Origin of the sequence: Asticcacaulis endophyticus, assembly GCF_014652575.1 — a bacterium.
GTDB lineage: Bacteria > Pseudomonadota > Alphaproteobacteria > Caulobacterales > Caulobacteraceae > Asticcacaulis > Asticcacaulis endophyticus.
Genome location: NZ_BMZB01000001.1, coordinates 1357842 through 1381801, shown reverse-complemented (window position 1 = coordinate 1381801; position 23960 = coordinate 1357842). Strand labels below are relative to the sequence as shown.

Here is a 23960-nt window from a genome sequence, read left to right as displayed (position 1 = left end):
CCCGTTACGAATCCGAAAAAAAATTGTAACCATACGCTCATCAGGGACTAGACAACCGCATCGCAAAAAAGTCTAGTTGCATTGCGGCAAGAGGATAAAAATTGTTAAGTGACATCTCATCCGACATTTTAGCTTTTAGTTTCGATGGCTTATCGTCACCGACCATAGACCTGAAATTTCGCGCTGGCCCGCAAAAAGGTGACCACACCCACGGCTGGGGACTGGCCTGGTATCCGGCCGATACCCGCGCCGCTATGGTCGCCAAAGACCCCGCCGCCCGCGACACGGTCTCACTCAAAGACGCCATGAGCGATTGGGAAGGGTTCCGCTCGACCATCTTTTTCTGCAAGGTGCGCGGCGCGGCATCAGGCTACACCCACCTTGAAACCCAGCCATTCACGCGGTCTTTTGCGGGGCAAGACTGGGTGTTCATGCACAACGGCAACCTTGACAAGAACGCCTTGTCCAAGCTGCATCATAACAAATCCATTTTTCTTGAGCCGCTGGGCCGCACCGATTCTGAGCTGGCGCTGGTATTTCTGCTCGGCCGGATACAGGACGCCGGAGCCCGCACCCTGGCTGAGGTCGATCATAAGGTTTTGGCTGGCTGGTTCGGGCAGCTTGATGATCTGGGCTCGGCCGACATGGCCATATCCGACGGCGTGACCCTGTGCGTATTTTACGGCTCCAACTCCCAGTCCGAACTGTACTATAGCCGCCTTAAGCCGCCGCATGAGGACGAAGCCTTCACCTCGGATGCGGCCTCCTTTGCTATTTCCAACCCGCGCGATACCTTTCGTACCGCTCTGGTGTTTTCGTCCTCGCCGTTTCAGACCGGCGAGTGGACGAAGATGCAGGGCGGCCAGCTAATCATCGCCCGTCGCGGCTCTATGGTCTGGACCAACAAGGACGCGGTTAAACCCAAAACGACGCCCGCAAGCCAGCAGGTCGCACCTGCCGCCACCGCCGCTTTGCGCAGTCGCGGCTTCAATGAGGCGCAGGCGCAGTCGCAACAACTCTCGATCGCCCAGTCGCTTCAGCAGATGGGCAATGTCTCAAAATACGTCATCAATACCCGCTCGATCACCCAGACCCCGGACGGCAGCCCGCTGTTGTACCGGCTTTATGATCTGGTTCATTCGACCGAGTATGCCTATGAAAAGCTGGTCGAACATTCGACCCATATTTTCCGCCTTTTGCCGGTCGAGGATCAAACCCAGGAAGTCATCCACTCGACCTTGAGCCTGTCGGTCGAGGGCGAGGACGTGCGCTTTGAGGATGTGTTCGGCAATCAGAACATCCACTATTCGATCATCAAACCCTATAAGTCTCTGACGGTCAGCGCGCGCTCTCTGGTCAAAATCTACGCCTCGCCGCCGGATGATTACCGCCATGCCCGCCGACAGGCGACCATCCCGATTTCGTGGATGCCGTGGCAGAACCAGATGATGGAGCCCTATATGCTCCTACTGGAAATGCCGGAAACTCAGATTTCAGAACTGATGATCTATGCCCAGAGCTTCTCTGAGCGCAATGGCCGCAACCTGATGGAAACGCTGAATGATATCAATCAAACCATCTACCGCGATTTCAGCTATATTCCGGGTTCAACCTCCCTGTCGACGACGCCATTTGATGTCTATGCGTCGCGCAAAGGCGTCTGTCAGGATTTCGCCAACCTGTTCATCTGTCTGGCGCGACTTCTGGGCGTACCGGCGCGCTACCGGATGGGCTATATCTACACCGGCGCCAACTATGAGAATAAGATTCAGTCCGATGCCTCCCACGCCTGGGCCGAAGTCTATATTCCGTATATCGGCTGGCGCGGGTTCGATCCGACCAACGGCATCATGGTGACGCAGGATCATATCCGCGTCGCCTGCGGCCGCAACTACCTCGACGCCACGCCTACCTCGGGCACCATCTATCGTGGCGGCGGCAAGGAAAGACTTCGGGTTCAGGTGACGATGAACGAGGTGTTTCAGACCTAAAAACTATATTTTTACAGCAAAGCCAGCAGGGGATTTAATATGGCTTTAGAGGCGTATCAGACCGGTGGGTTCTATGACGAACTGTTCAAAGGGGACGGCGTGGCGCACGATGCCGCGTCCCCTCTGGTCAAGCAGATCGACGCCTTGAGTAAGGCAGAACTTAAGCGCAAGCAAAAATGGGCTGAGGATATTCTTTATCAGTCGGGCAATACCTTCAACGTCTATGGTGACAAGAAGGGCACAGAGAAAATCCTGCCGTTTGACATCATACCGCGTATGGTGGCCGCCTCCGATTGGGACCGGCTGGAGCGCGGCATCAAGCAGCGCATCTATGCGCTCAACCTGTTTATTCAGGATATCTATAACGACCAGAAGATCCTCAAGGACGGCATTGTCCCGCGTGAGCTGATTTTCTCCTCGTCCTGCTACCTTAAACCGTGTGAGGGCTTAAAGCCGCCCAAGGGCGTATGGACGCACATCTCCGGCACCGATTTTGTGCGCGCCGGCGACGGTGAATTTTACGTTCTGGAGGACAATCTGCGCTGCCCGTCCGGCATTTCCTACGTGCTGGAAAACCGGGCAGTTCTGAAACGCATCCTGCCGCACATTTTCCAGTCGATGAAGGTGCGTCCGGTCTCCGACTACGGCGATCACCTGTACCGGACGCTGAAATTCATTGCGCCCGAAGGCGTCGAAGACCCCAATATTATCGTCCTCACCCCCGGCATTTATAACAGTGCCTATTTCGAGCACGCTTATCTTGCCCAACAAATGGGTGTGCCTTTGGCGCAAGGCTCAGACCTGATCGTCAAGGACGACTATGTGTGGATGCGCACGACCCGCGGCTTGAAAAAGGTCGATGTCATCTATCGCCGGATCGACGATGAATTTATGGACCCGGAAACCTTCCGGCCGGAGTCGGTCTTAGGCGTGCCGGGACTGATGCGCTGCTACCGGATGGGCCATGTGTCGCTGGCCAATGCGCCCGGCACCGGCATTGCCGACGATAAGGCGATCTATGCCTATGTCCCTAAGATCATTAAATATTATCTCGACGAAGACCCGATCGCCAACAATGTCCCGACCTATATCTGCGAGGACGATAAGGAACGTGACTACGTTCTGGCCAACCTCGATAAGCTGGTGGTCAAGGCCGTCAACCTGTCGGGTGGGTATGGGATGTTGATCGGGCCGAAATCTACCAAGGCTGAACAGAAAGAGTTTGCCGCCCTGATTAAGGCTAAGCCACGCGAATATATCGCCCAGCCGACGCTTAATCTGTCGCGGGCACCAACCCTGGTCGGCAATGCCATCGAAGGCCGCCACGTCGATTTCCGCCCCTATTCGCTGTACGGCGAAGAGATATTCACCCTGCCCGGCGGTCTGACGCGCGTGGCCCTGAAAAAAGGCTCGCTGGTGGTCAATTCGTCTCAGGGCGGGGGTTCTAAGGACACCTGGGTCTTAGGCGATGACACCACGGTCGTGGAAGGGGGCGCAAATGCTGAGTAGAGTCGCCAATTCGATCTACTGGATGAGCCGTTATCTGGAACGCGCCGATAATGTCGCGCGCTTCATCACGGTCAACACCCACCTGATGCTTGATCTGTCGCTCGATAAGGACTCGACCCAGTGGTATCCGCTGATCGCCACCTCCGGCGATGATGAGGATTTCTCCAAACGCTATTCGGTCGCCGATGAAAAATCAGTCGTCAAGTTCCTGACCTTCGATCTGAAAAACCCGAACTCGATCATTTCCAGCATCTATCTGGCGCGCGAAAATGCCCGCACGGTGCGTGAGATCATCCCCGTAGAAATGTGGGAAATGATCAATGAATTGTACCACCTGACCCAGGCCCAGAGCCGTAAGCGCTCGATCGCAGACCTTCAGGACTATTACGAATTTGTGCGCCGCTGCGGCTACATTTTCACGGGCCTTAAGAACAATACCATGTCGCGCGACCAGAGCTGGCAGTTCGCCCACCTTGGGCAAATGCTGGAGCGAGCCGATAAGACCGCCCGTCTGATCGACGTGAAGTACTTCCTGCTACTGCCGCGCGGTCAGGTCATCGACAGCCCTTATGATACCGTGCAGTGGGGGGCGGTGCTCAAATCGGTGGATGCGCTGGAAATGTACCGCCAGCAGTATCATTCGATCAACTACCGCGATGTGACCGAGTTCCTGCTGTTCTCAACGGCGTTTCCGCGTTCGGTCAGCTTTACGCTGGAATCGGCAGCGTTTTCGCTGGGTTTGCTGTGCGGTAATGCCGATGCACCGTCCTTGGCCATGCAGGAAATGAAAACCCTGATCGGCAGTATTCAGGGCTCAAAAGCCGATGACATCATCGCGTCGGGCCTGCATGAATTTATCGATGTTTTTCAGTATAATCTGAACCTTGTAGATACGGCGATCTTTGAGAACTATTTCGACCCGGAGGCCAAAGCCTAAGCCCGCCCCAGTTTCTGCCGCAGCCAGCTATGGGCATGGGGATCGGCATAGTGCATCAGGGCCGTTGAGCGGATTTTATCCGGATCACACGGTTCATTGGTATGCAAGGTTCGGCAGCCCCAGAACAGATAGATGTTGCCTGGCTCCATCTTAAGGCGGACCGGCTTAAGCCAGCCCATTTTCACGCCTGTGCGCAGCGCCCATTGGGTCAGCGGATTATCGAGACAAATCTTATCAACCAGATTCGTCAGATAATGCCGCCTGATCCGGCGCAGGTTGGGAAACAGGATCAGATCACCCGATTGCCCTTCGGTCGGGATGATGATCGGTGCCAGCGCCGTCAGCACATAGGAATCAAAGTGGAAATAATAGGCGTGTTTTTGGCCGGTCTCTCCGGCCAGACAGCGCAGAACCAGATGAAACCGGGGTGGCGGCGGCGAAGGTGACACACCGCGCTCATAAATTAAGCGGCATACATTCTGGAAATTCTTACTCTCAGACAGGTCCTGCAACAGCGTGCCCGCAACGGCCTTTGCCCCGGTGAAGTGCAGATACTCACCGTGATTAGCGCGCACGCGGTCTTCGACGAACCGGCGAGTTTTCGCCAGCACCGCCTCGGACAAGCCATTTTTAATGACGCCGTAGCCCAGGGTTTCGATCGAGCGCACCACCGCATCTATGTCGGCTATCGAAAGCCCCTGAAACATATCGTTCATCGTAACAACCCTCCGGGTTCAGGCCCCATGGTCGAAAGCGAACTTTACACCGCGTGATCATGACACTGGCGTGTTTCAAAATCTCAAACATTCGCTCAGGCCTTACCCCGATGCGTCTTTATCGGCGCTTTTACCAGAACCTGTGCCTTTATGGGCGCAAAAAGCCCGCTGACTGAGGGAACCGGGTCAGCGGGCGAAGTTTTTGGAAGGTGTGACCGTCACCAAAACGCGTGACATCACTCCAGGATCAAGGCTTAGAACACATTCCAAAACCTTAAATTCGAGGGACGCCGCCGATCCGATACACCGTGATCCGCTACCCCGCGAAGTTTAAAAAGCGCCCTATTGGTCCGAATGTCAAATTAAATATTTCAATTTTCTTTAATATAAATCAATATACAGGAAACCTACCTGAGATTAAGGTGCCCTGCACATGATCCGTGCTCAAAAGGTGTCCTTTAAAATATTGTTTCAATGGCTCTTTTGCCATCAGGGATGCATGCTGTAAAAGCCTTTCAGTAATGAAACACTTGGTTGAGTCGTGCATTTTCGACAGGAACCCCGATGATGAGCGCAGATGAACGCTTCGATATTGACCGCAGCGCCGCCAAACCCGCCAACTATGGTGAGGGTATGTCGGGCACAAACCTTGAGCGGGCGGGCGATCACAACCAGCGCGTCACCCTTCAGGCCGTGCGCGCCAACGGACCTATTACGCGCGCCGATCTGGCGCAGATCACTGGCCTGACCGCGCCGGCGATCGCCAATATCACCAAGCGCCTGCTGGATGACAACATGATCCTGAAAGCCGGCCGGCTTTTGGGCGGACGGGGGCAACCGGCGACCAAGCTGGTGGTCAACCCGGACGGCGCCTTTTCTATCGGCCTGAACATCGACCGTGACCACATCGCCGTGGTCGCCCTCGATTTTGAAGGCAAGGTTCGTGCCCGCATTTCACGCGAAGTCCATTTCGCCATGCCCGATGAGGTCGTGGCCTTCTTCAAGGCGGCGATCGAGCAGATCAGACATGACCATGCGATCAATTTTGAGCGGCTGATCGGTATTGGTATTGGCATGCCTGACGATCTGGGTCGCGTGCGTTTGCCGAACCGGCCCGAAGCCTATGAAGTCTGGTCGGAAATCGATGTGGCTGAGTTGTTTGGCCCAATCCTCAATGTGCCGGTCAGCCTCGAAAACGATGCGACGGCCGCCGCCATTGGTGAAATGCAATTTGGCCACGGCCTGCAAACCGCCAGCTTTATCTACACGCTGATCAGCGCCGGTCTGGGTGGCGGGCTGGTCATCAATGGCCACTATTTCCGCGGCACCCATGGCCGCAGCGGTGAAATCGGGTTCCTGCCGATCGTGCGCCAGACGCCGGACGGCACGCAAACCCCGGCCTCGCTGCAGGACGCCGTATCGCTTTATGCGCTCTACGCCCACCTCAATGCGGCAGGCCATGCGGTATCAACCCCGGCTGACCTCGATAATCTGCCCCCCGAAGGCTTGAGCGTCGTAGATGACTGGATCGAAAAGGCCGCGTCCTATCTGCACGATCCGTTTCTGACGCTCAGTTGCGCCATAAACCCCGAAGCCCACTATATTGGCGGACGGCTGCCCGCCACGGTTATCGAAAAGCTGTGTGCACGCCTGAACGAAGCCTATGCCAAGCTGAGTGATCGTGTCCCCAAGATCGCGCCGGTAACACGGGCGGCCCTGGCGGTCGATTCCGCCGCCATGGGCGCGGCGATCCTGCCGTTCAATGAGCGCTTCCTGCCGATCCGCGAAGCCCTGATGAAGACCGCTTAAAGCGCATCCCAAAAAGTGTGAAACGGTTTTTGGGACCAGATGCGCGGCGAGCGAAAACCGCTTTAAAGCTACCACCGTAGCATTCGCCGCGACATAAGCCCGGCCACCCCGCCCGCGGCCAGTATCGGCAGGACATACCAGACCAGCACATAGGTCGGCGCATCGCGGTCACACCGTACCGAATAGGTGGCCGCCACAAGGCACGCCACCCCCACCGCCGCCATGGCCCCGAATACCGCCGGTCGGTCCGGTGCGGCTTTGCGCAGCCACAATGCCCACAACAGCCCAAACGCGATCAGCCCGCCAAAGAAATTGGTGATGATGCATTGTGAGGCATAATCATCGACGCGGCTTAAGCTCTCGATCACGCCCATTTCCGCGAACTGACGCGCGATATTCAGCAACAGCAGGATAACCGGCGCGGTCATAAAGGCCCAGACTGTGCCGCCGAGTTGCCCCTCTGGTCTGTAGAGCCGCGCAACACCCCACAGGCAGGCCACACCCGCCCACAGCAACAACAGCGGCTTGCCATAGACAGCCTCATTGCCGGTAAAGGTCAGGTGCGCCATGGCCAGATATTCCGGGCGCACGCCAAACCGGCCGACGACATAGATCGCCGTCAAGATAATGATCAATACCCCGACACCCCACAAATGGCCCGGCCGCAGCTTTGGTACCGGCTTTAGATTGCCAACCAGTTGGTCGATCATGGCCTGCGTCATAAGGCGCCCCCGGCAATCAGGGCCTGAAGCCGCTTGACGCCGCGATGAACCATGACGCGCACATTGGCCGCGCTGTGGCCGGTCAGGCGCGACACCTCATCGACATTCAGTTCCTTCAGCTTATGCAGCCCGATCACCCGCGCCTGATCCTTGGGCAGTTGCGCCAGCAAGACCACAACATCACGCCTGGCCAGAGCCGGACCATAGCCATCGACGGCACTTAAGGTGTCATCCAGTTCCACCTGCACGTTTTTTTTGGTTTTACGCACATAGTCGATCAGCTTGTGGCGCGCGACGGCCATAAGCCACGGCAGGAACGGGGCCGAACGATCATAGGTCGCACGCTTTTCATGTAGGCTCAGAAGGGTCATCTGCACCAGATCCTCCACCTCCGCCTGCCCGTGATGTCCGGCATTGAGGCGACGGGAAAAATAGCCGACCAGAAACGGTCTAAGCGCCATCAGAAGGTCACGGTACGCCGACGCATCGCCGTCCAGCGCTGCCCGCATCCATCCCTGCCATGTTTCAGGATCATACGCAGCCATAGGGATAAGGTTACACATCCTCAGAAAAAATCGACCTTTTTTGTCATAAGGCCCCAAACCCACAAATATTTTATGGGGGATGTAACCTGATGGCCGTCTGAACCGTAAAGTCCATTGAGCCGTATGCTCAGATTACGCGCTATTACGGTTTGGCCCGCACTTGGGGATAATGGGGGATAATGGGGGATAATGTCTGATGACTGATGATAACCATAGCCACAGCCCGGCCCCTCCACCTATTCCTGCGGCATCTCTACACCCGGCCAATATAAGTCTGGCCGACATTGTGGCCTATCGCTGCGGATCAGCCACCGGCGCGCTCACGGACCGGGCAGAGGTCGCCCGCGCCCGACTTATGGCCCGTCGGCAGGATCAGATCGAACACCTGCATGACCTTTTGCACGCCAACTACCCTGTGACCCGCGCGGCGTTAAGCGACGGAGTATTCAGAGACCTGTGCGCCACCTATGTGCGCGATATCATCACCCTTTATGACGGCTGGGGCAGCCAGTCAGGCTTCGCCGCCCACTGTCAGGCCCATCCCCCCTTGGGCGCCTTTCCCTACCTCTATGATCTGGTGCAACTGGAATGGGCGATCTGCCAGTCCCGTAAGGCCGCAAGCGCTTATCGGCTGGAGATGGACGACCTGTTGCTGGATGAGGGAGAGTTACCGGTCGCCCTGCATCCGTCGGTGCACATTTTGCACGTTGGCTTTGATGTGCTTGGCCTGCATCAGGCCTTTCACGCCGCAGGTGTGGCCGTAACCGAGGTCGCCCCGGCCAGCGATCTGATACTGGTCTGGCGGGATAGAAACCATGTCCCGCGACAGATGCGCCTAAGTCCGCGTCAGGATCAGTTTTTAAGCTCGCTTCTGGACACGGAAAACCTGTGCCAGACCTTCAAAGACCTGAATGGCCGCGACCAGAACGATCTCTACGCATTCTTAGGCGATGTGATCCGCGACGGCCTGTTTGTGGCGGCGGTTTAGGGCCGCGCATCTTAGCCCAAAAACCGCTTCACACTTTTTGGAAACGTAGTTCGGCGAAGCCAATGCGCTTTTAGGGCCGGTTGAGCATATCGCAAATACCGCCGCGCAGGCGCTGACGAACGACCGGCCCGGCGCGCGAAAACGCCATATAGTTATCATCGAGCCCGAACTCCGCCCATTCCAAAAGGTTAGGCCCACGCGGCTCACCCGTGGCCGCAAACCGCGTCCAGTAGCTCATCATCGGCGGCCAGGCGCTTAAGGTCGCGCCGGCAGGCGGGCGGTTAAACACAAAGGCCAGTTCCGAGCCATGCCCCACGGGCTTTGCCGGATCAGCATCGACATCAAGCTGATAGAGCCAGACCTTTTGCCCGATTGAGGCTTGATGATCGGCCACCCACGCCGACGGACAGCGAAAGCTGACATCGGTCGCCAGTTGCAGATCGGCAGAGCCCAGCACCGGATCGGCGGGCGGATCGAGGTTGATATCAAGCTTATAATAGCGCTTGGCGGTAAAGGCGCGCTCACCAAACTCGTGCTGGATGGTGCTGTAGACCGCCTCCTTGCCGCCGTGCAGGCCCAGTTCACGCGCCGACATGCCGATGATGAGTGGCACCTTGGCCTGATCGCCGTCCATGAACACATCTTCGGGCGCACGCGGCAGGACATAGCCATCCACGGTCGGTTGCAGCCAGACGAAGCTGTCGTCAGGGATCGGGGCATCAAGCTTATCCGCCGCCGCTTGCAGGGCCTTGGCCGGTGCCGCGCGCAAGGCCGCCAAAGCGCGGGCACTGGCCGGGTCTTTTTCGGTGCGCGGCCCAATGGTCTTGGCCAGATCAACCCCCAGCGCCTCATTCTGCGCAAGGGTACGCGGGGCCATGCCGAACTGCGGCGTGCCGCTTTGCATGATCGCTTTATGGAACAATCCTTTAGCCAAGGGCGAGGTCAGCAGCAACCCGACATCGTGGCTGCCCGCGCTATGGCCAAAGATCGTGACATTATCCGGATCGCCGCCAAAGGCCGAAATATTAGCCTTCACCCACTCAAGCCCCGCGATCAGATCCATCAGGGCATAGTTGCCTGATACCTTGTTGGGGCTTTCGGCGCTTAAGGCCGGATGGGACATGAACCCCAGAACGCCCAGCCGGTATTGCAGGCTGACCAGCACAACCCCCTCATCGACCATAGCCGAGGAGATGGTTCCCGACCCGCCCCCGGCGCGATTGGCACCGCCATGGATAAAGACCATGACCGGCTTTTTGGCACCGGTCTCAAGGGTCGGGGTGCGCAGTTCCAGATAAAGGCAATCTTCGGCACTGGAGGCCGCGTCCTTTTCGTTCCAGCCATAGGACACCTGCAAGCATGCCGGTGCGCTTTTCTGGGCCAGCCGCACGCCCTTCCACGCCGCAACCGGCTGAGGCGGGCGCCAGCGCAGATCTCCGACCGGAGCCTTGGCAAACGGCACGCCCTTGAACGCAAAGCTGTTGTTGGGGCCGGTTTCGCCCATCAGCGCGCCTTGGGCCGTCCTGACCACCGGGCCATCAGGTTTTGGCGATTGCGCCTGAACCATGGCGGACATCGCCAGCCACAGACCTATTGCCACCCCAACCCTGAATCCGACCTTCGCCATAACGCCGCGACCACTTTAATGAATTACGCAGACATTATCTGTCTTAAAAACAACTGATCTGCCAGATAAAAATCCCAGACCAAATATCATAGCGTCGGTTTTTTAGCCTTCGCGCCATAGATAGGCCGCCCCGCGCACCCCGGAAGAATCCCCCCAGCGGGCGGCAATAAGGCGCGCCTGCCAGCCATCGGAAAAGACATAGGGCTCAATCAACCCCGGCAACCGCTCATAGATTTCCGGCACGTTCGACAGCCCGCCCCCAAAGACAAACACTTCGGGGTCAAGGATATTGACAATAGTCGCCATGCTGCGGCCCAGCCGGCTGAGCAAACGATCAAACGCCGCCATGGCCTGACGATCTCCGGCGCGCATGGCTCCGATAATGTCCTCGCCTTTCAGATGCCGGCCTGTCGTTTCGGCAAAATCGCGGGCAAAGCCGGTGCCGGACACCCAGGTCTCAAGGCAGCCCTGCAGGCCACACCAGCATTTCGGACCGGGATATTCCTCCGGCTTAGGCCACGGCAACGGCATATGGCCCCACTCACCGGCGATGCCATTGGCACCTTCGGCCAGATGACCATTGACGACCAGCCCGCCCCCGCAGCCGGTGCCAACGATAATCGCAAAGACAGAACCGGCCCCTGCCCCCGCCCCATCGACGGCTTCGCTGAGCGCCAGACAATTGGCATCATTGGCCAGCCGGATCGGCCGCCCCAGTGCGGTTTCCAGATCCTGACGGAACGGCTTACCATTCAGATAGGTCGAATTTGAATTGCGCATGACCCCGGTGCGCGGCGATAGGGAACCGGGCGAGCCAATACCTACGGTAGCGCTAACACGCTCAAGTTCCGGCGCCTTGGTTTTTGCCTCAGTCTCCACCCGCGCGATCAGGTCACTGACCAGACGAATAGCCGCCGGATAACTGCCGGGATTGGGCTCACGCTGGCGACTGAGGAAGGTTCCGTCCGCCGACAGCGCCGCTGCCTCGATCTTCGTGCCCCCAAAATCAACGCCAATATAAAGCATCTTTTATCCCAGATCGGCCTCAGCCGTTTTTTAGAGCGCATCCCAAAACGTGTGAAGCGGTTTTCGGGATAGATGCGCGTACGAAAAATACTCAAATAAAAAGGCCCCCGCCTGTTTAAGGCTTAAGCAGGGGCCCTCGTTTACAGTTCAGCGTTGTTTGGCCAGATTAGTGGCCTGACGACACGCCTTCTTCGATGGCATGGACCGGTGCTTTGGGTGCCACAATGGCAAACCACAGCACATAGACGTAGCACAGAAGCGGCGCGATAAAGCCGAGGTTACGGCTGCCGGTCGCATCGGTGATTGCCCCGAAAGCCAGCGGCAGGAACGCACCACCGACAATCGCCAGCACCAGAAGACCCGACGTTGCCGAAGTGGCGGCGGTCGAGCGTTCCAGCGTCAGGGTGAAGATGGTCGGGAACATGATCGAGTTGAACAGCCCCACCAGCAAAGCCGCAAAGCCAGGAATGACGCCCGTGGTCAGAGGCAGATCAACGCCCAGCAGATTAACCGTCGAATTCATATCCGAAGGCACCATGCCGTTCGTACCGATCACGATACCGCACATGATCATTGCACCGACGGCAAATACGCCCAGCAGGATGTGCCCCTTGATGAACTTCAGCATGGCCGAGCCGGCAAAGCGACCGATCATGGCAAACAACATGTAGAAGGTGATCAGCTTACCGGCTTCCTGAGCGCCGAGGTTGAAGATGTTCTTTTGCTCAAGGAACAACAGCAGGTTCAGGGAGATTGCGACTTCCGCACCAACATAAAGGAAGATGCCGATAGCCCCCAGATTAGCCCACTTGGACTGAAGCGCCGAGAACGGCGACACCAGATGGCCCATTTTCGGGGCTGCGTCGGTGATTTTCTGACGCACCAGCCAGATGGCCACGATGAACACAGCCAGAGCGGCGGCGATCAGGAAGTAGACATTGCCCACAAACGACAGGGTTTCCTGACGCAGGGTTTCGGTGACCACGACGTCTTCCTTGAAGATGTCGCCGCCCAAGAGGAAGGTTGCGCCGAAGAACATACCGCAAGCCGCACCCAGCGAGTTAAACGCCTGAGACAGGTTGAGGCGGAAGGCCGAGTCAGAAGGCTTACCCAGCGACGCGATCAGCGGGTTGGCCGCCACCTGCAACAGGGTCACGCCCGATGCCATGGTAAACAAAGCGACGAGGAAGACTGGATAGATTTGAACCTTGGTGGCGACCAGCGCAATCAGGCAGCCAATGACAATGCCGCCAAGGCCGAGCAGAACCGACTTAGCATAGCCGAATTTCGACAGGAACGCGGCCGACGGGAATGACATAACCCCGTAAGCGATGAAGAACGCAAAGCCGGTCAGATTGGCTTCGAGGTTGTTAAGCGTGAAGACCGTCTTCATGGCCTTCAGCAATGGATCTAGCAAATTGGTGACGAACGCCCATATGAAAAAAAGCGCCGTAACGTAGATGACCGCCAAGACAAGGCCGGAGCCTTTTTTGGCGCTACTTGTTGGTTCGGACATGTACCCTACCCTGTGTTCGGTGACGAAGGCTCTTTATAGGCCCTTCCCGATTAAATAAATCAAATTTCAAAAAGCGCGTTTTGGCGTTAATTTGCAACTGAAAAAATCGCCGGGCGTCAATTTTTTTCATTTTTCGCCCTTTACGCGCAAATCGTACAAAGTTCGATTTTCAGCAAATACTTATAATTAGCCAAGAAATTTGCCTGACAATTGCGAAAGCGCCCTCAAGAGACGAAAATTAACCTTTACGCGAAAAATTCATAAAAAAATTTCGTAACTTAGGTTTTTTTGACGTTAATGCCGATTCCGCAGCGCACCATTGATGATTCGCCGGTTGGCGGTGGCCGGTTACGCGCCGACACCACCCGTCGCCAAGGCTGCGCAATAGGTTTTCAGAACGTCATCGTGGGTCGGAGCCTGACGCGCGGCCGCGGCCAAAGCCTCAGCCATCAAGGCCAGATTTCGCTGCAATTCATCAGCCCCCATCCGCTCTGCCAGCGGGTCATAGCCTGTCGGGATGACCTCCTGCCCGATCAGCACCGACAACCAGGAATCGAGCTTAAACAGTTCGCGGCTTTCCACGACGATGCGCCCGGTATCTCTGAATAAATCCAGCCGGTGTTGCAGGCTGTCGGATATGGTCTGCGCCGCCATGTCGCGCCAGAAAGGGCTGTCGTCGCGCACCGTGGCCTTATAGTGCAGCACCAGAAAATCGCGGACATCCTCGTATTCAAAGCGGATCTGTCGGTTATATTGCTGCCGCAGCGCCTCAGAATATCCTTTATCCGGCATCATCTGGATCAGGTTCAGCACGCTTTTCTGGATCAGATGTATGGCCGTGGATTCGAGCGGTTCCAGAAATCCGCAGGCCAGTCCCATGGCAATGACGTTCTTGACCCAGGCTTCACGGCGCACACCGGTTTTGAACTTCACCAGCCTCGGATCACCCAGCGCTTCACCATCCAGATTACCGAGCAGAACCTTTGCTGCGGCCTCGTCACTCAGGTGCGCGCTGGAATAGACATAGCCGTTGCCGGTGCGATGCTGAAGCGGGATGCGCCATTGCCAGCCCGCCTCACGCGCCGTCGCCCGTGTATAGGGCGTCAGCGGCGTGGTGCGTGCCGACGGCACCGCGACGGCCCGGTCACACGGCAAAAGCCCCGTCCAGTCATCATAGGCTGTGCCCAGCGCCCCGCCGGTCAGCAACGCCCGAAAGCCCGTGCAGTCGATAAACAGATCGCCACTGACTTCGCGACCGTCCTCAAGCCGCAGTGTGGTCACATGACCGGTGGCACTGTCGGTCGCCACGACGGTGATCTTGCCTTCCAGACGTTGAACCGAACGGGCCTCAGCAAAGCCGCGCAGATACTGCGCATAAAGCCCGGCATCAAAGTGATAGGCATAGCTTAAGGTCGACAGAGCGGTTGGGCCCGTCTTTGGAAACGCAAACCGGTTTTGAGCGCACAAAAGCGTGCCGAGATTGAACTGGGATAGATCCGGCGCAATCCCCAGCTTGCGCGCCCGCAACCAGTAGGCATGAAATCCGGCAGCGTCGATATCACTGCCGTGCCGGGCAAAGGGGTGCAGATAGCTTGCCCCCTTGCGCGACCAGTCGACAAACTCGATCCCCAGTTTAAAAGTGCCACGGGTCTGCACCATGAAATCGCGCTCATCAATCCCAAGCAAACGATTAAAGGCGATCAGGGGCGGAATAGACGCTTCTCCTACCCCGATAATACCGATTTCTTCAGACTCAATCAGGGTCACACGGGTAGACGTCGGCACAAATTTCGCCAATGCGGCGGCACACATCCATCCGGCAGCGCCACCCCCGGCAATGACGATATGTTCTAGCTGTGCGCTCATGCCTGAGCCATGACCGGCTTGAGAAAGGCCTCTGAGGCACAGTGACGGGCGATAAACTCGGCATGGCTCGGCAACTGTTGGGTCACCTTCTCGATTTCCGCCAGACGCTGGCGCATCAGGCTGCGCAGTTCGAACTCGCCCAGACGGTCGGCGAGAGGATCATAGATATCGGAGACGACACCCTGCCCGTTAAAAATAGCCGTCCAGCTCGGCAGCTTAAACGTATCACGGTCCTCGGTAATGACCCGGCCACAGTGGGCAAACAGATCCATCCGCGTCTGAAGACTGTCAGGGATCGGCATGTCCACGCAATAACGCCACAACTCGCCGTCCTGACGGGTATTGAGGCGATAGTGAAGGATGATGAAATCTCGTACCCGCTCATATTCCCTCAGTACCATACGGTTAAACTCATCCTCAATGGCCTGAGAATGGCTGCGGCTGGGGTAGAACTCCAGAAACCTCACAATCAGGTTCTGGATGAAATTGATCGAGGTCGATTCCAGCGGCTCAATAAAGCCGGACGCCAGACCCGTGCAAATGCAGTTCTTATTCCAGAACTTGTTGCGGTAGCCGGTCGTAAAGCGGATCAGCATCGGGTCTTTGAGCGGGGCCCCATCCAGATTAGCCATCAGTGTGTCCAGCGCGCTCTGTTCATCGGTAAAGTTTGATGAAAAAACATGGCCGTTGCCCGTGCGATGCTGAAGCGGGATACGCCACTGCCAGCCAGCCTCCCGCGCCGTCGACACGGTATAGGGCTGCAACGGATCTGTCCGTTCACACGGCACCGCCCAGGCCCGGTCCACCGGCAGATAATGACTCCAGTCCGTATAGCCGGTCTTAAGCGCGCCTTCGATCAGCAGGCCGCGGAAACCGGAACAGTCGATGAAGAAATCGGCCGCCTCGACGCGTCCGTCCTCAAGGGTCACGCTCTCGATAAACCCATCTTCGCTGCGCAAATTAACGCCGCTGATTTTGGCATTCAGGCGCTTGACGCCGCGCGCCTCGGCATGACGGCGCAGAAAGCGCGCATAAAGCGAGGCGTCGAAATGAAACGCATAATTATAATTATGCATCGGCGAGCGCGGGTCCGGATTGGGCGGGAAAAAGCGGTCAGCCAGCGCCAGTTGCGCCGACAGGCTGAACGCCTCCAGCGGCGTCTGATCCCCGAGCGACCTGAGCCTGCGCCACAGGGCGTAGGCGCTGATGGCCTGATGGTCGTCGCCGAAATCGCCAAAGCCGTGAAAATAGCGGTTCGTCTCATGGCCCCAGCCGCGAAACTCGATCCCCAGCTTGAAGGTTGCTTCGGTCGCGCGCACAAACTCGGCTTCATTCAGGCCGATATGGTCGTTGAAAAAACGGATGGCCGGGACGGTGGCCTCCCCCACGCCGATGATGCCGATCTCTTCGGATTCGATCAGCAGTACCTCAACCTCTTTGGGCACTGCGACGCTAAGGGCCGCCGCACTCATCCAGCCGGCGGTGCCGCCGCCCACGATGATAATCCTGGAAATCGGGTTTTGCATAAGTACCCCAGGGGAATTTAAAAACTCAGAAAATGCAGATATCAGCACAAACAAAAAAGGGCTTCTCCCGCACTATACGGGAGAAGCCCTTTGTCGTCATGCTTTGCTTAGAACGCGGCTCTGAGCACCAATGCTATGCGGCGATCCGTCTTGGTTGCCGAATAGAACTGGGTATCCAGCGGCTTGGATAGGTCGGACGACACGAGCGTGTACGCCGGTTCCTGCCCCAGATTGGTCGCCTGGATACCGACCTTGACCTTTGGGGTGACGCTGTAGAAGACCGAGCCATCTAGCTGGCCGAAATCATCCGCCCACATAGGACGGTTCACGTTGGCCGCCGAAGTGGTGTACAGATACTTGGAACGCCAGTTATAGGCCAGACGCGCCGAGATACCGTATTTTTCGTAGATCAGCGCCAGATTATAGCTGTCTTCCGACATACCTTCTAACGGCAATCCGCTCAGGTTTGCACCGGTGATCTGATTGCCATCAAAGACGTTGGCGATCGGGTTGCGGCCACCGGACGAATTGATCTTCGTATAGTTGGCCTGAACCCCAAAGCCTGACAGGGCGCCGGGCAGGAAATCGTAGAACTGGTTATAGGCGATTTCAAACCCGTCAACCTGACCCGATTCCGAACCATTGACATAACGGCTGACGTTGAAGTCAAGCGTCACACCATTGTTAGTGTACTGTTCAACGCCGGTCTCAGTGTAGATGTAGTTTTCCATGTCCTTACGGAATATGGCAATGGTCAGGCTGCTGGTCGGGGCGAAATACCACTCCGCCGTCAGATCGTATTGATTAGCCTCAACCGGCTTCAGGTTTGGATTGCCGCCTGTGCCTGTGTAGGCATAGTTCGTAAGCAAACCAGCCGTGTCAATCGTAAATGACGAGCCGAGCGTCGTGTAGGGCGCCAGCCATGACATTTCCGGACGCACCATCGCTTTGGATGCCGCAAAACGGAACTGGAGTTGATCCGAATACTTCAACCGAATGTTAAGGCTCGGGAGAACATCCGTGTAATCCGTCCCGCCGGTAACGGCATAGGTTGGTGCACCAAAGGTTACGGCATTGTTGAACGGTGCACAGTTGGTAACGCAGGTGGCGCTGGTGGTCGGTGCCGTCGTGACTACGAAACCATCCGCCGCAGTCTCGGTCTTGACAATACGAACGCCGATGTTGCCATCGATGGTCTTGCCTTCCCAGAGGTTGTCAGCTTCCAGCCGGAACAGACCATAAACCGCTTTGGTTTCTTCGGTCTGGTTGTTTATGCCGCCACGTGTGCCGTCAGTGAACCAGGAATCTCCGGCTGGCGTCCAGCCCCAACCGGAGGTATTGGCCGCGGCCAGTGCCTCATAGGTGTGCTGCGTGCCCTGATTGACCAAAGACGCCGCCGGGAACCACACATTGCCCGGAACCGGCACGTCGCCATGCATGAAGTTGTTAAAGGTATAAAGTTCACCCGAACCCGCTTCATCCAGGAAGGTGCCCGCGCCACCGCCCCAATACTGACGGCTCAGGAAGCCCCAGTTATAGTTTGATTGACGGGTGACATAGTCGCGGTCAGTCGCACGGGCGCCGAACTTAAACGTCTTAAGCCAGCCGGCATCATCGAAATCATAACGGCCATCGACACGGGCGCTGTATTGGGTCGCATCGTTCTTTTCGATGTGGTCCATGGCGGCCGCGTACCAATAGGTCGACGGGTCATCAAGCGTACCGGCGTCGATGATTTCGATGGTCGGCATCTTCCCCGTCAAATCAAGGTTGACGTCTGGACGGCCTTCGACCTGAATAAAGACGGTATTAGACAATACGTCCGCTTTTGATTTCAGGTATTGAAAATCGCCCCACAGAGTCAGCTTTTCGCTGACATACCAGCGCGCATTTAGCGAAACGTCGGTCGTGGTCTTTTCGTCTTCGCCGTAACGCGTGTTCGCCGTCACCGCCGCATCGTAAACCGTACCACCGGTCCAGACACCGTTTGAATCATAGGTGTAGGTAGCTGCCGATGGAGTCTCGGTGCGTGTTACACCATTATCGGGTGATGTATAAAGCGTCGAAATATCGCCCAGATCGTTGTAAAAACCGGCATTATATTCCGTGTTCTTAGGTGTCGCCTTGGAATGGAACGCCTGCAGGCTGAATTCCCAGGCATCGTTCGGACGCCATTGTACGGCGACGGCACCGGCCTGACGCTTTTGTGTCCAGTCAATGCTGCGCCAGCCCAGCGAGTCCGGCACAAATACGTCTTCGCCCGCCGCGGTTTCCGCCGGGTTATACTTGCTGATACCGATGACATCGGTACGGTTGCCAATTGTGGCATCCGAATAGTTCAGCAAAAGCCCGATTTCACCGATAGACGTGTCCCAGCGATCCGAATACATGGCGCTGAATGAATTGTTATATTCCTCCTGAAGATCGCCATAGGTCGAATCAAGAGTTCCGGCCAGTACGCGGCCTTTGGCGTCAAACGGCAGGCGCGTGCGCAGGTTAACCGTACCGCCGATGCCGCCTTCGATCATGTCCGCCGACGGGTTCTTATAAACATCTATGCCCGACAGCAAATCGGCCGATACATCTTCAAAGCTCAGTGAGCGGCCATTCTTGGCCGAAAAGATATCGCGGCCGTTGGTTTCGGAACGTACCCAGGTCAGGCCGCGGATCACCACACCGCCACCTTCAGCGGTCATACGGATCGGGTCGCGCGCCTCGGAGGCACGCTGGATCTGAAGACCCGATACGCGCTGCAGGGCTTCGGCGACCGAACGGTCAGGCAAAGCGCCGATATCAACCGCGGTCACCGAATCGACGACGACTTCGGCGTCTTTCTTCAGTTTTTGCGCCGTTTTGATCTGAGCGCGCTGGCCGGTGACGACCACTTCGGTCACATCCGGATCGGCAGCCGGGGCGTCCTGCGCCACGGCAGGCATGGCAAGGGCCGCCGCCAGCGCACCAAGTGCGACTGCCGATACCCCGTTTTTAAGCACGATGCTGAAAGCGCTGCGCCCGTTAAGCGCAGTACGTGAGTTTTTCATAAAACTCCTCCCTCTAAATAAGCCAAGGCTCAATCTCCGGTCTTTGCAGCCGGTATGATTGAATGCGTCCCAAAATTTATGACCCCGGTTCGTCACGGAGGCAGCCTGCATGGGCAACCTCTCATAGACCGCGAACCACGATCACTGTTGTTCAGCCAAAAGGTTGGAAATTCGGGTGTATAAAGGAGGCCCGGAACGTGCACACCACGTCCGGCAATTGCGCCCTTAACCTGAAAACCCTTCCAAATCGACTGTCGTCCGGCACCCTGTCGCTGAGGTGTTTTAAAAAGATAAAAACACACCGAAACGGGCACTCTTGAATGGTAGCGATATCATAATATCATTGAGAAGCCACTAAAGATTGACAGCGCTGGCATAAAAAAATGTGATGCTGACGCAAAAGTCACACAAATGGTCAATAAAACAGATTTTAAGCGTAAAATTTTGACCAATGCGTCAATTCCGCACACCTCAGCACGGCTCATTTTTACTATTTGTTATAAAAATATGACTTGACCGGGCCTAAAGAAGCAGCGCTTTGTCGCTTCCAACAAGCCCGGCCGGGACAAAAGCGCCGCATCGATCGCTTTTCAGCTCTACAAGGCCGCTGAGTCGTCAATACCCAACTGTTAGTGAGTCCTGCCTTGAAGATACTTCGCCGCCGCCGCACCAAAATCGTCGCCACATTAGGCCCCGCGTCCTCTAATGCCGAAATGCTCCAGCAGTTATTTCAGGCCGGCGCCGATGTTTTCCGCCTTAATTTCTCCCACGGCAGCCACGAAGATCATGGCCGAAACATCGATCTGATCCGCGACCTAGAGGCGCGCACCAAGCATCCGATCGGTATCCTGGCCGATGTTCAGGGCCCAAAACTGCGGGTCGGTCGCTTCATGGGCGGGGCCATTGTTCTCAATAATGGCCAGACGTTCCGGCTGGATCTTAACCCAACGCCGGGCGATTCCCGCCGCGCCAACCTGCCACATCCTGAGATTATTGCCGCCGCCCAGATCGGCTCGCATCTGCTGCTCGATGACGGCAAGCTGAAACTCAAAGTCGTGCACGTCCGCGACGATCATCTGGAAACCGTGGTCATCAATGGCGGCCGCCTCAGCGACCGCAAGGGCGTCAACGTCCCCGACGTGGTGCTGCCGATCCCGGCTCTGACCAAAAAAGACCGCGAAGACATGGAATTCGCGCTGGAACGCGGGGTTGAATATATCGGCCTGTCGTTCGTTCAGCGCCCCGAAGACGTGCTTGAGGCTAAGGAAATCATCAAAGGCCGCGCCTGGGTGCTGTCGAAACTTGAAAAACCGCAGGCCCTTGATAATTTAGAAGAAATCATGGCCCTGTCGGATGCCGTCATGGTCGCGCGCGGTGATTTGGGCGTTGAATTGCCGCCCGAAGAAGTCCCTCTGGCGCAGAAACGCATCATACAGTCGGCCCGCCTTATGGGTAAGCCGGTCGTCGTGGCAACCCAAATGCTGGAATCGATGATTTCCGCACCGACCCCAACCCGCGCCGAGGCATCGGACGTCGCCACCGCCGTTTTTGATGGCGCTGATGCGGTCATGCTATCGGCTGAAACCGCCGCCGGTCAGTTCCCGATCGAAGCCGTGACCATCATGGACCGTATCATCGCCCGCGTCGAAAGCGACGAAGGCTGGCGCGCCAACACCGACCGACGTCGTCCGGAGCCTGAAAAAACCACATCGGGTGCCATGGCTGCTGCCGCCCGTCAGGTCGCGCAAACCATTGAAGCGTCAGCGATTGCGGCCCTGACCAACTCTGCCTCCACCGCCCTTCGGGTCGCACGTGAGCGTCCGAACGTGCCGATCCTTGGCCTGACCCCCAATATAGAGACCGCCCGCCGTCTGGCCATAACCTGGGGCGTGCACGCTACGACCGCGCCCGTCACCCATTCGATGTCGGAAACCGTCGCTGTCGCCACGCAACTGGCACGCACCGAAGGCATTTCCGAACCCGGCCAGAACATCGTCATCATCGCCGGCATGCCCTTCGGCAAATCAGGATCAACTAATGCTCTGCGTGTCGCAAAAGTCACGCGCACCCGCGTTGAAGAACCCGAATTCGTCCCCGAATCTGCCAGTGACAAGACCGAAAACCCCGTCTAAATCGGGTCGCACGGTCTCTGAGTTCAACATTAACGCCCCGAAGTGCACACTTTGGGGCGTTAATTTTTGCCTCAACCGCACATCGGATTGAGTGGTAAAATCCCAACTCACTGTGTTAGCCTATCAAATTATTCTGAAATAATTTTCACTAGCAAACCGGCTCATTTGAAAAACAGGTGCACCAATACCGGTTTACAGCTTGTTCAGCCATAGCGGGTAACCTGACGTCTTTCCTTGCGAATGAGCCAGATGACGAAACGCATCAACCTCACCTTTATCCGTGATGCCGACGGGCTTACTGCCGACCGCGTCAGGGCATGGCTGCAGGTTTTGTTGGTCATGACCCTGGCCGGATTCGCCATCTGGATTTTCAGCGCCCGCAATGCCATCGATATCTCCGGCAAGCCGATCGGCAGCGATTTCATGAGCTTTTACGCGGCCGGAAATTTAGCTTTGCATGATCAGGCGGTGGCGGCCTGGAACCTGCCCAGACATCAGGCCGCTCAGGATGCCATTTTTGGCCAAAGATTAGGCTACTGGGCCTTCTTTTATCCGCCACCGTTCCTGCTGATATGCCTGCCGTTTGCCCTTGTGCCCTATGGTTGGGCGGTATGCCTGTGGCTCACCAGCACCACGGCGGCAGCGATTATCACCTTAAAACGCTGGGCAAGCACATTTGCGGATACCCACCGCCTTGGCGTTCTGCCCTTTCTGGCCTTCCCGGCCCTGTGGATCAATATCGGTAATGGCCAGAACGCAGGCCTGACCACCGCGATCATGACCGGCGGTTTCATGTGCCTGAACCGTCGCCCGCTTCTGGCCGGCGCCATTTGGGGACTACTGGTCATCAAGCCGCAGATGGGGCTGGCTCTACCCTTCATACTGGCTGCGGCAGGCCGATGGAAAGCCTTTGCGGCCACAGGCGTAAGTGCAATCATCTATGGCCTTATCACCACGGCGATATTGGGCTCTGACAGTTGGGGGGCCTTTATGGACGCCTCGTCTCTGGCCCGCCAAACCCTCGAAGAGGGATTAGTCGGCCATGGCAAAATGCAAAGCCTGTTTGCCATGGCGCGCCATTGGGGCCTGCCTTCAGTGGGGGCCTATGGCTTCCAGCTTACTGGGGCCATCACCGCAATCACAATTGTCGTCATGGCTATCCGAAAGCACCGCCCGACCGCCGCTGCACTCGCCGCCCTGACAGGGGCAGCAACCCCGCTACTAAGCCCGTTCCTTTTGGATTATGACCTGCTTATTCTGGCACTGCCGCTGATATGGATTGCGGGCGAAGGCATACGAACCGGGTTCTTACCCTGGGAAAAAGCCGCCCTGCTGTGCGGCTTTGTACTGCCGCTGATCGCGCGCACCGTAGCCACTCATCTTTACCTGCCGATCAGTCCGGTCGTCATCATGGGATTGCTGTTCATCGTTATGCGCCGGCTGGAGCGCTACCCGTACGGGCCATCGGTCTCGGAGAAACACACCGCAGGCGGGGCCAGTTTCCATGAACCGCTCGAATCATCAAACCGGCAGGCAAAATAGGCATTGAGATAGTGCTGCTTGAGGAAGGTTTCATCTTCCATCTGGTCGGCATGTTCGGCCTTATAAAACAACACCGTAAATTCATGGTCGGCGCGGTCGATTTCCTTCATGGCAATAGCCCCAGAAGCCAGCAGAGGACGCAGGCCTTTGCGGATATGATCACGCTCAACCTGATTGAGCTTGCCCTTTTCCGAGTACATGTCCTCAAAGCTCTGATAGCCGAGGATCAGTTTTTCATCGTCGCTATTGAGCGCGGTTATGAACTTGGCGGCCTGCGGCGGCAAATCCGCGACCGATGAGCGCGGGGCACGCATTTCAGACTGCATATAGCTGTCGTCTATGCGGATCGGCACGGTCGCGGGTAATGCGTCATCGGGCACTGCGGGCTTGGCCGGTTGCGGCTTATCGCACGCCCCCAGCATGAGCACGCTTGCCAGCGCCGTAAACGTCAGAAATCGTGCGACCAT

The 23960-nt window shown here is 57.0% G+C and carries 17 protein-coding genes; 7 read left to right on the top strand and 10 right to left on the bottom strand.

Annotation, left to right across the window (positions count from 1 at the left end):
• The first annotated feature begins 101 nt into the window (after positions 1-101).
• The 3 genes from IE102_RS06175 to IE102_RS06165 are packed head-to-tail and all read left to right on the top strand — an operon-like array spanning position 102 to position 4437.
• The gene (locus IE102_RS06175) at positions 102-1991 is read left to right on the top strand and encodes a class II glutamine amidotransferase (RefSeq protein ID WP_189485533.1); all 1890 of its coding nucleotides are present in this window, start codon (positions 102-104) and stop codon (positions 1989-1991) included.
• 39 nt (positions 1992-2030) lie between these two features.
• A complete protein-coding gene (locus tag IE102_RS06170; protein WP_189485532.1) occupies positions 2031-3500 on the top strand; it encodes a circularly permuted type 2 ATP-grasp protein in 1470 nt (489 codons plus the stop codon).
• Complete coding sequence (locus IE102_RS06165; protein ID WP_189485531.1) at positions 3490-4437, top strand: alpha-E domain-containing protein; 948 nt, start codon at positions 3490-3492, stop codon at positions 4435-4437. Before IE102_RS06170 ends, IE102_RS06165 begins: the two co-directional genes overlap by 11 nt.
• Here the strand turns inward: IE102_RS06165 and IE102_RS06160 are convergent.
• Positions 4434-5153, bottom strand: coding sequence for a hypothetical protein (locus tag IE102_RS06160; RefSeq protein ID WP_189485530.1), 720 nt, complete (start codon positions 5151-5153; stop codon positions 4434-4436). The genes IE102_RS06165 and IE102_RS06160 overlap by 4 nt on opposite strands.
• A gap of 564 nt (positions 5154-5717) precedes the next feature.
• Here IE102_RS06160 and IE102_RS06155 point away from each other — a divergent pair.
• On the top strand, positions 5718-6962 hold the full coding sequence (locus tag IE102_RS06155) for an ROK family transcriptional regulator (protein WP_308429905.1): 1245 nt from the start codon (positions 5718-5720) through the stop codon (positions 6960-6962).
• A gap of 68 nt (positions 6963-7030) precedes the next feature.
• On the opposite strand, the gene IE102_RS06150 is transcribed toward IE102_RS06155, so the two are convergent.
• Positions 7031-7684 carry an NrsF family protein gene (locus IE102_RS06150; protein WP_189485529.1) on the bottom strand — a complete coding sequence of 218 codons (654 nt, stop codon included), beginning with the start codon at positions 7682-7684 and terminating at the stop codon, positions 7031-7033.
• Complete coding sequence (locus tag IE102_RS06145; protein WP_229807586.1) at positions 7681-8229, bottom strand: sigma-70 family RNA polymerase sigma factor; 549 nt, start codon at positions 8227-8229, stop codon at positions 7681-7683. Before IE102_RS06145 ends, IE102_RS06150 begins: the two co-directional genes overlap by 4 nt.
• Before the next feature lie 196 nt (positions 8230-8425).
• Between IE102_RS06145 and IE102_RS06140 the strand changes: the two genes are divergently transcribed.
• Positions 8426-9217 carry a putative DNA-binding domain-containing protein gene (locus IE102_RS06140; RefSeq protein ID WP_189485528.1) on the top strand — a complete coding sequence of 264 codons (792 nt, stop codon included), beginning with the start codon at positions 8426-8428 and terminating at the stop codon, positions 9215-9217.
• Positions 9218-9287: 70 nt separating this feature from the next.
• On the opposite strand, the gene IE102_RS06135 is transcribed toward IE102_RS06140, so the two are convergent.
• From IE102_RS06135 to IE102_RS06110, 6 genes are all read right to left on the bottom strand, one after another.
• Positions 9288-10844 (bottom strand): carboxylesterase/lipase family protein, encoded by a 1557-nt coding sequence (locus IE102_RS06135; protein WP_189485527.1) that lies wholly within the window; start codon positions 10842-10844, stop codon positions 9288-9290.
• Between the two features lie 102 nt (positions 10845-10946).
• Positions 10947-11870, bottom strand: coding sequence for an ROK family protein (locus IE102_RS06130; protein WP_189485526.1), 924 nt, complete (start codon positions 11868-11870; stop codon positions 10947-10949).
• 166 nt (positions 11871-12036) lie between these two features.
• Entirely contained in the window at positions 12037-13386 is a 1350-nt protein-coding gene (locus IE102_RS06125; protein ID WP_189485525.1) for a sugar MFS transporter, read from the bottom strand.
• A gap of 348 nt (positions 13387-13734) precedes the next feature.
• Entirely contained in the window at positions 13735-15252 is a 1518-nt protein-coding gene (locus tag IE102_RS06120) for a tryptophan halogenase family protein (RefSeq protein WP_189485524.1), read from the bottom strand.
• The gene (locus IE102_RS06115; RefSeq protein WP_189485523.1) at positions 15249-16778 is read right to left on the bottom strand and encodes a tryptophan halogenase family protein; all 1530 of its coding nucleotides are present in this window, start codon (positions 16776-16778) and stop codon (positions 15249-15251) included. Before IE102_RS06115 ends, IE102_RS06120 begins: the two co-directional genes overlap by 4 nt.
• Positions 16779-16885: 107 nt before the next feature.
• Entirely contained in the window at positions 16886-19819 is a 2934-nt protein-coding gene (locus IE102_RS06110) for a TonB-dependent receptor (RefSeq protein ID WP_189485522.1), read from the bottom strand.
• Between the two features lie 644 nt (positions 19820-20463).
• Here IE102_RS06110 and pyk point away from each other — a divergent pair.
• Entirely contained in the window at positions 20464-21951 is a 1488-nt protein-coding gene (pyk, locus tag IE102_RS06105) for a pyruvate kinase (protein WP_189485521.1), read from the top strand.
• 249 nt (positions 21952-22200) lie between these two features.
• Positions 22201-23493, top strand: a complete 1293-nt coding sequence (locus IE102_RS06100) for a glycosyltransferase family 87 protein (RefSeq protein WP_189485520.1) — start codon at positions 22201-22203, stop codon at positions 23491-23493.
• Here IE102_RS06100 and IE102_RS06095 read toward each other — a convergent pair.
• Positions 23400-23960, bottom strand: a complete 561-nt coding sequence (locus IE102_RS06095; protein ID WP_189485519.1) for a hypothetical protein — start codon at positions 23958-23960, stop codon at positions 23400-23402. The two genes, IE102_RS06100 and IE102_RS06095, sit on opposite strands and share 94 nt — an antisense overlap.